At 73.1% G+C, this 10,821-nt stretch carries 10 protein-coding genes and 1 pseudogene; 4 read left to right on the forward strand and 7 right to left on the reverse strand.

The features are described 5' to 3' along the window. Positions 1-253: 253 nt before the first annotated feature. On the forward strand, positions 254-469 hold the full coding sequence (locus ACWGIU_RS17125; protein ID WP_453706610.1) for a DUF6458 family protein: 216 nt from the start codon (positions 254-256) through the stop codon (positions 467-469). On the opposite strand, the gene ACWGIU_RS17130 is transcribed toward ACWGIU_RS17125, so the two are convergent. Then, the gene (locus tag ACWGIU_RS17130; RefSeq protein WP_453706612.1) at positions 462-1,595 is read right to left on the reverse strand and encodes a glycosyltransferase; all 1,134 of its coding nucleotides are present in this window, start codon (positions 1,593-1,595) and stop codon (positions 462-464) included. The two genes, ACWGIU_RS17125 and ACWGIU_RS17130, sit on opposite strands and share 8 nt — an antisense overlap. Next, entirely contained in the window at positions 1,592-2,143 is a 552-nt protein-coding gene (locus tag ACWGIU_RS17135) for a WcaF family extracellular polysaccharide biosynthesis acetyltransferase (protein WP_453706614.1), read from the reverse strand. Before ACWGIU_RS17135 ends, ACWGIU_RS17130 begins: the two co-directional genes overlap by 4 nt. A gap of 116 nt (positions 2,144-2,259) precedes the next feature. Here ACWGIU_RS17135 and ACWGIU_RS17140 point away from each other — a divergent pair, with 116 nt between their 5' ends. Continuing rightward, the gene (locus tag ACWGIU_RS17140) at positions 2,260-3,771 is read left to right on the forward strand and encodes a hypothetical protein (RefSeq protein ID WP_453706616.1); all 1,512 of its coding nucleotides are present in this window, start codon (positions 2,260-2,262) and stop codon (positions 3,769-3,771) included. Positions 3,772-4,219: 448 nt separating this feature from the next. Next, the gene (locus ACWGIU_RS17145; protein WP_453706627.1) at positions 4,220-4,453 is read left to right on the forward strand and encodes a hypothetical protein; all 234 of its coding nucleotides are present in this window, start codon (positions 4,220-4,222) and stop codon (positions 4,451-4,453) included. Between the two features lie 49 nt (positions 4,454-4,502). On the opposite strand, the gene ACWGIU_RS17150 is transcribed toward ACWGIU_RS17145, so the two are convergent. The 3 genes from ACWGIU_RS17150 to ACWGIU_RS17160 are packed head-to-tail and all read right to left on the reverse strand — an operon-like array spanning position 4,503 to position 8,742. Further along, entirely contained in the window at positions 4,503-5,771 is a 1,269-nt protein-coding gene (locus tag ACWGIU_RS17150; protein ID WP_453706618.1) for a hypothetical protein, read from the reverse strand. Next, entirely contained in the window at positions 5,768-7,534 is a 1,767-nt protein-coding gene (locus ACWGIU_RS17155) for a lipopolysaccharide biosynthesis protein (RefSeq protein ID WP_453706620.1), read from the reverse strand. The genes ACWGIU_RS17150 and ACWGIU_RS17155 overlap by 4 nt, the downstream gene beginning before the upstream one ends. Then, entirely contained in the window at positions 7,531-8,742 is a 1,212-nt protein-coding gene (locus ACWGIU_RS17160) for a glycosyltransferase (protein ID WP_453706625.1), read from the reverse strand. Before ACWGIU_RS17160 ends, ACWGIU_RS17155 begins: the two co-directional genes overlap by 4 nt. Before the next feature lie 150 nt (positions 8,743-8,892). Here ACWGIU_RS17160 and ACWGIU_RS17165 point away from each other — a divergent pair, with 150 nt between their 5' ends. After that, positions 8,893-9,396, forward strand: a complete 504-nt coding sequence (locus ACWGIU_RS17165; protein WP_453706622.1) for an adenylyltransferase/cytidyltransferase family protein — start codon at positions 8,893-8,895, stop codon at positions 9,394-9,396. On the opposite strand, the gene ACWGIU_RS17170 is transcribed toward ACWGIU_RS17165, so the two are convergent. Then, entirely contained in the window at positions 9,377-10,099 is a 723-nt protein-coding gene (locus ACWGIU_RS17170; RefSeq protein ID WP_453706624.1) for a CDP-alcohol phosphatidyltransferase family protein, read from the reverse strand. The genes ACWGIU_RS17165 and ACWGIU_RS17170 overlap by 20 nt on opposite strands. Before the next feature lie 110 nt (positions 10,100-10,209). Then, positions 10,210-10,821: pseudogene (locus tag ACWGIU_RS17175) on the reverse strand (glycogen debranching protein GlgX); the annotation flags it as partial.

Below are 10,821 nucleotides of genomic sequence, written 5' to 3' on the forward strand. Positions count from 1 at the left end.
AAGGGCGGGCCCCGCGGCGTCCGGTGCCGTACATCGCAAGGCGGAGGGGCGCCCGCGTACCGGACGTACTCGGGCGCGCCCGACAACGCGGCGAGTGCGGTGCCAGGCGTCGCGGGGCAGGCGGGACTTCGCGGACACGGCCTGGTCCAGGAACGACGCCCCCGCTGTACGGACTTCCGGCCGGCGGGGGCGTTTTCGTCCCCGGAAGCCGGGTACCCGCGCTGGCACAGTCCCGACAGCGGAAGGCGGACCCATGGGCATCGGCGGATGCATCGTCCTGATCGTGGTGGGTGCGATCCTCACCTTCGCCAGCGACTGGGAGATGGAGAGCGTCAACCTCGACCTGGTCGGTCTGATCATGATGGCGGTGGGCGGGATCGGTCTCGCCGTGTACACCAGCATCTACAAGCGCCGCCGGGCCGCCGGCGCGGCGATACCGGTGGTGGAGGAGCGTCGCGACGTCATCTGACGCCGGCGGCGCGGTCGCGCAGGGCGCCCTCGTAGACCGGCAGGAGGGTGTCCAGGACCGCGTCCATGGAGAAGGCCTCGGCGGCCAGCTTCCGGGCCGCCCGTGCGGCCCCGTGGCCCACCGCCGGATCCAGCAGCTCCAGGACCGCCGCGGAGACGCCCTCGGGCCCCGGATCGACCGCGCGTCCGGCACCGGCCCGCGCGACGTCCCGGGCCAGCCCGTTGGAGTGGGTCACCACCGAGGGGACGCCCACAGCGAGGGCTTCCAGCACCGACATGGGGAACGGCTCGTCCACCGACGGCAGCACGTAGACGTGGGCCCGGCGCAGCTCGGCCAGGACCTCCGTGCCGGACAGGGCCCCCGGGACGGTGAACCGGTCGGTGAGGCCCAGCGTCCCGATCCGGGCCCGTACGGCGGCCAGCTCGCCCTCGTCCGGGCCCGCGACCACGAAGTGCGCGTCCGGGTGCGCCGCGAGGACCGCCGGCGCCGCGTCCACGAAGTCCACCGGCCGCTTACGGGCCTGCAGGCGCGCCGAGTACAGGATGCGCGGCGGACCGTCCGGCCGTGGCCCCTCCGCCTGCGCCGGGGTCCCGTTGATCAGGCGCACCGCCCGCTCCAGCGGCTCGCCGACCACCGCGTCGAGCCCCTCCCGCTCGTGCGGGGTCAGGTACAGCACCGCGTCCGCGCCGCGCAGCAGCCGGCGTACCGCCACCGCGTCCAGCACCTTGGCGAGCAGCTTCTCGCTCGGGTCCACCATGCCGTGGGTCTGCAGCACCAGCGGCTTGCCCGCCCGCAGCGCCGCCAGGGCCACCGGCAGCGTCACCAGGTCACGGGCCAGGTGGACGTGGACGACATCGGCGTCCCGCACGAGGCGCCCGGCCGAGGCCAGCAGGGTCGGCGAGGTCATCCCGCTGAAGCCGAGGGGGAGCAGCCGGCGGGCCGGGAACAGCCGCGCCGGAACGCCCTCCACGGACGTCGGCCACTCCTCGAAGCCCTCGCCGAGCGCGAGGAGGCGGGCCTCGTGACCGCGGGCGAGCAGCCCCTTCGTCAGGTTCAGGGCGACCCGGACCGGACCGCCGAAAGCGTGCGAGGGGGAGTGCAGGGTGACGGCGTGCAGGACTCTCACTTGGGTTCCTCCACCGGGCGGCGCCGCCCGTCCTGGGTCTGCAGGGTCAGCTCGGGCAGATCCTTGTGGACCACGGCGCCCGCCCCGGCGACCGCGCAGCGGCCCACCGTGACCCCGGCGAGCACGGTCGCCCGTACGGCCACCCACGCACCGTCCTCGACCACGATCGGGGCATTGCGGTAGCGGAAGTCGGCGGCCCGGTGGTCGTGCGAGCCGGTGCACAGCATGGCTTCCTGCGAGACGCACACGTTCGCCCCGATGGTCACCGGCTCCAGGTTCAGCAGCCAGGCGCCCTCACCTATCCAGGTGTGGTCCCCGACGTCGAGCTTCCACGGCCACAGCACCCGAACCCGGTGCCGGATCAGAACACCCTCACCGATCTTCGCCCCGAAGGCACGCAGGAGCGCCACCCGCAGGCGGGCCGGACAGAACCAGCGCATGAACAGCGTGTTCATGACGGCGAACCAGAGCGCCTGGGGCAGCAGCCCGCGCCCCTTGTCGTACCCGGCCAGCGTGAAGGAAGGAAGGTCCCGCAACTGTCGCCCCATCTGCTCCCCCGGACTCCGTCCGGGGACCCCGGCCGCCGCCTCCCCGGGCGTGGCCCGCTCAGACTAGACTGCGCGCGGACCAGGCACATCGGGTGGGGGCGACAGTGACGACGGACATGCACAAGCCCTCCGCGGCGCCCGCCAAGCCGCCCGCTCCGTCCCCCTTCGAGGACGAGAGCCTGTGGGGCCGGGCCACCCTCCCGCGCACGCTGCTCTCGCGTGCGCTGTCCGTCCCGCTCGCACTCGGGTTCACCGTCTTCCTGCCGCTGTTCGTCGCCGCGCAGACGGGCGCCGGCGTCCGCGACGCGGCGTTCTGGCTCCAACTGCTGCTCACCATGTACGCGGGCGCCCGGCTCTCCGCGATGGTGCTCACCAGCCGACGCAAGCTGCTCCAGGGCTCCTTCTGGCTCTTCGTCTACATGGCCATGGGCGTGGCCCCGCTCGCCCAGGCCGTCCTCGGCCAGGTTCCTACGCCGGTCGTCGGTCCGCGCACCGACCTGACCGTCGCGATCGGGCTCGTGCTGCTGGGCTGTACGGCCTTCGACGTCGGCGTGCTGCTGGCCCGGCACCGGCCGGCCGGGCGCGCGGGCGGCTCCCAGAAGGAGTCGAGGCCCGTCATGGCGCACCGGCGCCGCCTCCAGCTGCTGACGATCCTTTCGTTCCTGTGCAGCGCCGTCTTCATCATGAAGCTCGGCGGCCCGGCGGTCTTCTTCTCCAGCCGCCAGGAGATCATCGCGGGCATCGAGGAGGCCGGCGTCTCCAACGGCGACGGCCAGGCCGGCCAGGCCCTGCTGCGCGGCTTCGGCACCGTACCGGCGCTGCTGGCGCTGCTCCTGTACACCCGCTGGCTGATCACCTCGAAGTTCGCCCGCCGCAAGGTGTCGATCATCCTCACGTGGGCGGCGCTCGCCGGCCTCAATCTGATCGTCAACAACCCGATCTCGAACCCGCGGTACTGGTTCCTGACGGTCATGTTCGCGCTGCTGTTCACCGTCTTCCCGGTGAGCGCGGCGATGTACCGGGTCGCGCTGTCCATGGCGGTGGTCGTCGCGCTCCTGATCTTCCCGTTCGCGGACCGCTTCCGCTACGACGAGAAGAACTACCGGCCGGTCGAGACCACGTCCTTCCTGGAGCCGATGGCCCTCAAGGACTACGACCAGATCGGCATGTTCGCGAACACCATCACCTTCTCGAACTCCGGCCCCGGCCACTACTACGGTCGCCAGCTCGCGGGATCGGTCTTCTTCGCGGTGCCGCGCGCGGTGTGGCCCGGCAAGCCGAGGGACACGGGCGTGATGGTCGGACAGTGGATGGGCACGGTCAACACCAACCTCTCCTCCCCGATCTGGGCGGAGTTGTGGCTGGACTTCGGGCCGCTGGGCATGGGGGCGGGGCTGCTGGGCATGGGGTACGCCGCGGCCCGCGTCGACCGGCGCTACGCGAAGCGGGCCACGCGGCGCAGTCCCCCGGGGAGCCTGATCTCGGTGGTGGTCCCGCTGGTCGCGGGGTACTCGTTCATCCTGCTGCGCGGGCCGCTGCTCCAGGCCTCGGGCCGGGTGGCCATCGCGGCCCTCTGCCTGGCGCTGGTCGCCACCTACCGCTCGGACAGGTCCACGACCTTGCGCTGAGCGCACCGCGACGCCCCGCACCCGATCCCGGGTCGGGGTCCGGGCCCACCGCGCCGCACGCACCCCCGACGGCGATATCCCCGGTCACGGTGCCGCGGCGGTGACGGGGTCACCGGTGGGCGCCCGCACGAGGTGGTGCGGTCACCGGGGGAGCGCCGGGGCGGTCCCGGAGGTCTCTTTTCCGGGTGCCCGCCGTACGGTCCGGGCCGGATCCGGCCTCGCCACCGGTCCATTCCCCGTGTCCGTCCGGGTGCCGGCGAGCCGTTCGGGTGGCCGGTCGCGCATCCGGTGACGCAGGTGTGTGGCGGGCGCACCTGGGCACGGACCGGCGGCGGCACGCACGGTGGAGGTGGCCCGCGGAAGGCGGCGGGCTCGCCGACGCAGGGGGAGACGCGCAGATGAAAACCTCGTTCACGACCGACCGTTCACGCACCGGGTGCCGGACAGCATGCTGAGTGAATTGTGCGCGGAGATCTCCGCTCGGCTGCCGCGGAGCGACCAGCGGCGCAAGGGCGAGATGTACCTCCGCGGGATGGTACAGCTGCCCGGCACCCGTCGGCCCCTGGTCCTGCTCGGCGAGTGGACGGGCAAGGACGGCTGGCCGCAACGCTGCTGGCTCAGCGACTTGGCCGACATCCCCTGGGGCCCGCTGCTGCGGGGGACCAGCCCGGCCGGCGGATAGACCTGTCTCCGGCGCCTCGACCGGGCGCACGGTGCGCCCGCGCGGCGGGTCAGGCGGCGGGGGCCGGCATGGGTTCGTCGTCGCGTGAGGCGGTGGCGGCCGGGAGGCGGGTGACGCGCCACCAGGCGGCCACGGCCTTGAGCGCCGAGCCGGCCGCCAGGCCCCATGCTGCGCCCGCCACACCCCCCACCGCGTACCCGCCGAGCAGCAGCCCCACGGACAGCAGCGAGAAGACCACCTGCAACGACAGCGTGGCCTTCGGGGCGAGCACCCGCAGGGTCAGCAGCGCGCACGTGCCGAGCCCCATCACGGCGTACTGCGCCCCCGTGGCCGGCAGCAGCGCGGACGCGCCCGCCCAGGTGTCGCCCAGCAGTTGGCGGCCCAGCCGGTCCGGCAGCAGGTACAGGGCCGTGGCCCAGCCCGCGCCGACCGCCGCGAGCGCGAGTCCCAGCGCGGCCGTGGCCCGGACCGTGGCCCGCTTGCCGCCGAGCCGTCCGAGGACCGGCGGCCCGAAGGCGTTCGCGGAGTTGAACAGCACGTTCAGCGGCCCGAACAGCGTGGTCGCACCCCGCAGCGCGCCGACGGCCAGCGGCGTCGCGAAGACGCCGAGACCCAGTACGGCGAGCTGGCTGGAGCCGTTGCCCACCGCGAACTCGATCACGAACCGCTGCCCGAGGTGCCCCCGCCGCAGGTACGGCCGTAGTCCCGCGAGACCGCCCCGGCTGCCGCGCACGTACGGCCGCAGCAGCCACAGCCCCAGGCCCAGCGCCGGCAACGCGGAGAGCCCCCAGACGGACACCAGCCGCCCCGCCGAGGCCCCGTCCGGCTGCACAGCCAGCGCCGCGACCACGCACACCAGCCGCAGCCCGTCGGCGGCCAGCGCCCGCTCGGGGGCGCGCAGCGCGGAGAAGCAGTACCGCAGGCCGTCCTGGAGGAGCACCAGCGGCAGTACGAGGCCCAGCGCGAGGAAGGCCGTCCCGGTGGCCCCGGGGAGTGCGAGGCCCACCACCGCGACGAGGACGCCCACGGCGGCCGACCCGGCGGCGGTGAAGGCCACGGCCGAGCGGCACTCGGCGCCGAGCCTGCCCCGGACTCCGTCCGGGGGGACCCCCTGCCCCTTCTCCAGCACCAGACTCTGGCCGACATAGGCCATGTTCAGCCCGAGGAGCACGCTGAAGGTCACGTACACCATCGAGAAGTCGGCGAATCCGGACGCCGAGGACAGCCGGGCGGCGAGCACCAGCACGAGGATGTTCGTGGCGCTGGACGCTGCCTGGTCCAGGACCGACGCGACGGCGGCGAGGCCGCGTCGGCTCATCTGCGGCCCATGCGGACGGTGCGCAGCGCGACGGTGTCGGTGCCGTCACCGGGGATGTGCTGTTCGGGCTCGGCCACTTCGTACGGGATCGGCTGGGGCTGCGGCGCGGGCTTGCCGGACTTCGCTCCGGCCGCGGGACCCGAGCCGGGGCCGACGGGGGCCGGGCCGCCCTTGTCCTTGGTGCGGCCGCGCTTCTCGCCGGGCAGCGGCGCGTGCAGCACCGCGCCGAGGACGGTGCCCCCGGCGCCGCTGATCAGCTCGCGGATCCGGGACAGGTCGGTGCGGTGCACGGCGCGCGGGTCGCAGACGACCAGGACGCCGTCGACGCGGTCGACGAGGGCCAGGGCGTCGGCGTAGGAGAGCACGGGCGGCGCGAGCACGACGACCGTGGAGTTGGGGGAGTCGGCCTCGGAGATCAGCCGGGTGGCGCGGGCCGAGGTCAGCGAGCGCGGGACGTTGCGCGCCCGCTCGCCCGGGATCAGGTCGAAGGTTCCGGACTCACCGGCGTCCACGACCAGCTGGCGTCCGTCGGGCCACTCGGTGTCCGAGTGCCGGCCGCCGCCGGCCGGGCTGCCCGGGGTCTGGCTCCAGCGCGGCCGGCCGCCGGAGTCCGTCGGCAGCTGGCTGGCCAGCACCGGGGTGCGCAGGTCGGCCTCGATCAGGAGGACGTCCTTGCCGGTCTCCGCGAAGGAGGCGGCAAGGTTCACGGCCACCGCCGCGGCGGTCTCGCTGCTGCCGCGCGGGGCGACGACGAGCAGGCGCCGCCGGTCGGCGAAGCGGGCGTCGTAGGCGAGGCGGAAGGCCACCGAGCGGTACTCCTCGGCGAGCCGGGGGTCGGCCTCACCGGCGGCGAGCAGCGGTCCGCCGCCCGTCCGGTCCCGGGGCAGGTAGCCGAGCACGGGTGCGCGCAGCGACCGGGCGACGTCGCCCTCGGAGCGCGGGGCCGGGTCGAAGACCAGGCGGACCCAGGCGGCCAGCAGGCCGAGGGCGAGGCCCACGGCCGCGCCGAGCGCGAGCGACATGAGGATGCCGGGCCCGTCGGTGCCGGTGGGCGCGGTCGCCGCGCTGGTGACGCGGCCCGGGGTCATGTCCAGGGCCTCAAGCTTGGTGATCTTGGTGTTGTAGCCTCCGACCTCGCTCTGCAGGTCGGTCTTGGAGGAGCTGGCGGCGTCGCGTCCCGCGCCGGCCGGCATCCGGGCGATCTCCTTCGACAGCTCGTCGAGCTGCTTGGCGATCGGGTCGCGCTGCTCCTTGTACCCCTTGACCATCTTGTCGCGGGTGGCGTCGAGGGCCTCCTGCCGCTTCAGCAGGTACGCCTCGGCCATCGTGTTGGCGCGCTTGGCGGCCTCCTTGGGGGAGTCCGCCGTGTACGTGAAGCGCAGCACCATCGTCTGCGGCGGGTTGGTGACCTGCAGCCCGCTGCGCAGGGCGGCGAAGCCGGACGCGTCCACGCCGAGCTTCTTCGCCGCCTCGTTGGCTATGGAGGAGCTGAGCGCGACCTGGCGCTCCGAGCCGATGTTGATCGCCTTGTCCGGGGCGAGGCTCGGGTTGAAGGGGTCGTCGGTGGGCGCGCGCAGGACGACGTCGGCGGTCGCGACATAGGTGTCGGCCGTGGAGATGCCGAGGTAGACGCCGCCCAGCAGACCGATCGCGATGCCCCCGCCGATGAGCCTGCGGTAGCGCAGGAGCTGCCGGAACTGGTCTCTGAGGAGATCGGGTTCGTCGTCGGCCGGTGCCGCTGCAGGGCGGTTCGTCTCGATCACGGCCGGGGTCCCCCAAGTGCTTCGTCCATCAATGCGTCGATGCGGGCCAGGCCCGCTTCGCGGCTCAGATGCGCCGCCACGTGGCGGGGTCCGGCCGCTCCCAGTGCGTCCGCGCCTTCAGGGTCCTCGGCCAGGGCCCGTACGGCCTTCAGCAGTGCCTCGGGGTCCTCCGGCGGTACGAGGACCCCCGCGCCCGAGCGTTCCACCTCCTGGGCGGTACCGCCCTCCGCCGCCACGGAGGCGACGACGGGCCGACCGGTCTGGAAATAGGAGGTCAGCTTCGACGGGACGCTCATGTCCAGCACGGCGGCGTGCTGAGTGACCGCGAGAACGTCCGCAGCCGCGAGGATATCCGGGAACTCGCCGTCAGCGGCAGGGGGGATGATGTCCAGATTCGGCACGTCCGCCGCGAGATCGGACAGGGCCGACCGCTGACTGCCGTCGCCCATCAGGACGAAACGAACGCTCGGATCCAGCCGGGCGGCGCCCACGAGGACTTCCAGGCCCTGCTTGAGGCCCATGTTCCCGGAGTGCAGCACGACGGTCTCGCCCGGGGCCCAGCCGAGGTGGTGCCGGGTCTCGCCGCGCGGCTTGGTGGGCACGGGCACGTGCGACCAGTTGGGGACGAGACGGATCTTGTCCGGGTCCACGCCCATGCCGACGACCCGGTCCACGAAGGTCTCGTGGATGACGCCGACGAGGGTGGCGCGCTTGAGGGCGTACGCCTCGGCGCGGCCGGCGATCGCGGCGGCCTTGTCGCCGCCGCTGATCCCGCTCTGCGCGGCGGCGGCGCCCATCAGGTCCTGGACGACCGGGACGTACGGGACCTTCCAGCGCGCCGCGAGCCGGGCGGCGAGCACTCCGCCGGCCAGGCTGGGCATCTGGGCGAGGACCGCGTCCGGTCTGGGCATCCGGGGCGGGGCCACGGCGCCGTGCAGCAGAATCGATCCTTCGAAAAGGGCTCGCTTCACGGCGGTTTGGCGCGGCGGCACGGTGTGCGCACGCCGGTGCACGGTGACTCCCGCGCGCTGTTCCGTGCGCCGGAACGCCCCCTTGTACTCGGGTTCGAGCGACCACGCCGGGTAGTGCGGCATGCCCGCCAGCACATGGGTCTCGTGACCGAGATCCGCCCAGTGCTCCGCGATCTGGGTGGCGTACGGGCCGATCCCCGCGTGCTCCGGAGCGTAATTGGTGGAAACCAGCAGCATGCGCCGGTGACCGGATCTGGACACTGAGCGTCCCCTTCTCCCCTGGATGATGCGCACGTCACCCTATTCGTTCACCCGCGTGGTGCGGAACGTGCACGCTATTGTCTGCTAATCCGCTACACCGGGGGGTGTGGCTGCTGGGGGTAAAAGATGACGGAGCACGACATGTCCGATCTTGCTGTGCCTGCGCGCAGGCCGTATCGAGTCGGCTACGCGCCCGGCGCCTACGATCTGTTCCACATCGGGCATCTCAACATCCTTCGGCACGCCCGGAGTCGGTGCGACTACCTGGTCGCCGGAGTGGTCTCGGACGAGATGGCCGAACTCGCCAAGGGGCGGCGCCCGATGATCCCGCTCGTCGAGCGTCTGGAGATCGTCCGCAGCGTCAAGTACGTCGACGCGGCTTTCGTCGAGACGGTCCCCGACAAGGTGGAGACCTGGAAGCAGGTCCGCTTCGACGTCATCTTCAAGGGCGACGACTGGCGCGGCACGCCCAAGGGCGCCCGGCTGGAGAAGGACTTCGCCGCCCACGGCGTCGACGTCGTGTACTTCCCCTACACCGTGCACACGTCCAGCACCCAGCTGCGCCGGGCCCTGGACGCGCTCGCGGAACCGGCCCACGTCCCGGGCCAGGTCACCGGCGAACGGCGCTGAGCTCCCGGAACCACTTCGCGAGGAAGGCCAGCAGGAACATCGCGGCGACCACGCCCAGTCCCGCATACGCCCAGGCGAACAGCTTCCCGCCGCCGAGCAGCAGGAACACCACGCAGAACACCCCGTAGTCCACGGGCAGCAGAGCCACCGCGCGCGCGGTCGACGGCGCGGCCGCCACGCTGCCGGGAGCCGGCTTCGGCTTGAGCTTCTCGGTCAGCAGGCCGCCGAAGAAGGTCACCACCGCGGCGAACTGGAAGCCCAGCGGCACCAGCAGCCAGCCGTCCGCGCCCGTCCCGTACGCCTCGGGGAAGCGGTAGAAGGCGATCAGCACGCAGGAGTGCAGGGCCGTGAGCTTGGCGGCGTCCACCACGTGGTCGAGCCATTCACCGGCCGCGCTGCCGCCACCGCGCAGCCGGGCCAGCTGCCCGTCGGCGGAGTCGAAGGCGAAACCGACGGCGAGGGCGGCCCACACCGCGACCCCCAGCCCCCACGAAGGGGCGGCCAGCGCGACCGCGGCCACGGCGGCGAAGCTGAAGGCGGCACTGATCAGCGTCACCTGGTTCGGGGTGAGCCCCAGCGCGTACGAACCGGCGGCCAGATACCGCCCGGCGGGCCGGTTGACGAACCGGGAGTAGAGCGACACCCCCTTCGCCGACTTCTGCACCCCGCGCAGTTCCCGCAGCGCGGTCGTGACTCTGCCCATACAGGGACCCCCTCCGAGATGATGTCGAACACATCATCGCAGTACGAACAAAGAGACTGGTTCCGGATGTCGCGTACGTCCGGAACCAGCGCCACGGACCGCCCCGCCGCTCAGCTCACCACCCTCAGCAGCAGGACCGACCGCGCCGGGACCGTCAGGGTCTGGCCGCCGCGGTGCCGGGTCCGGGGAGGATCGGACTGGACCTCCAGGGAGGTGTCCAGGACGACCTCGTACTCCTGCGCCCACGGCGCCCCCGGCAGGACCCAGTCCACCGGCCGGTCCCCGGTGTGCAGCAGCGCGAGGAAGCTGTCGTCCGTCACCTGCCTGCCCCGCTCGTCACGGCCCGGGATGTCCCGCCCCGACAGGTACATCCCCAGCGCGGCGGCCGGCGCGTACCAGTCCCGCTCCGTCATCTCCGCGCCCGCCGGGGTGAACCAGGCCAGGTCCCGCAGCCCGTCGGCGGCCTGCGAGCGCCCGGAGAAGAACGCCCGCCGCCGCAGCACCGGATGGGCGTGGCGCAGCGCGATCAGGCGGGAGGCCAGCGCGAAGAGCGACCGCCAGGCCGGATCCTCCAGCAGCGACCAGTCCACCCATCCCGTCTCGTTGTCCTGGCAGTACGCGTTGTTGTTGCCGTCCTGCGTCCGCCCGAACTCGTCCCCGGCCACCAGCATCGGCACGCCCGTGGACAGCAGCAGGGTGGTGAGCAGGTTGCGCAGCTGGCG

This window comes from Streptomyces sp. NPDC054840 (assembly GCF_053611065.1).

What these genes read in the sequence shown, in the direction of transcription:
- ACWGIU_RS17125 (WP_453706610.1), top strand. Translation starts at nt 254, where the DNA reads ATGGGCATCGGCGGATGCATCGTCCTGATCGTGGTGGGTGCGATCCTC.
- ACWGIU_RS17170 (WP_453706624.1), bottom strand. Translation starts at nt 10,099, where the DNA reads ATGGGCAGAGTCACGACCGCGCTGCGGGAACTGCGCGGGGTGCAGAAG.
- ACWGIU_RS17160 (WP_453706625.1), bottom strand. Translation starts at nt 8,742, where the DNA reads ATGCTGCTGGTTTCCACCAATTACGCTCCGGAGCACGCGGGGATCGGC.
- ACWGIU_RS17135 (WP_453706614.1), bottom strand. Translation starts at nt 2,143, where the DNA reads ATGGGGCGACAGTTGCGGGACCTTCCTTCCTTCACGCTGGCCGGGTAC.
- ACWGIU_RS17150 (WP_453706618.1), bottom strand. Translation starts at nt 5,771, where the DNA reads ATGAGCCGACGCGGCCTCGCCGCCGTCGCGTCGGTCCTGGACCAGGCA.
- ACWGIU_RS17165 (WP_453706622.1), top strand. Translation starts at nt 8,893, where the DNA reads ATGACGGAGCACGACATGTCCGATCTTGCTGTGCCTGCGCGCAGGCCG.
- ACWGIU_RS17145 (WP_453706627.1), top strand. Translation starts at nt 4,220, where the DNA reads ATGCTGAGTGAATTGTGCGCGGAGATCTCCGCTCGGCTGCCGCGGAGC.
- ACWGIU_RS17140 (WP_453706616.1), top strand. Translation starts at nt 2,260, where the DNA reads ATGCACAAGCCCTCCGCGGCGCCCGCCAAGCCGCCCGCTCCGTCCCCC.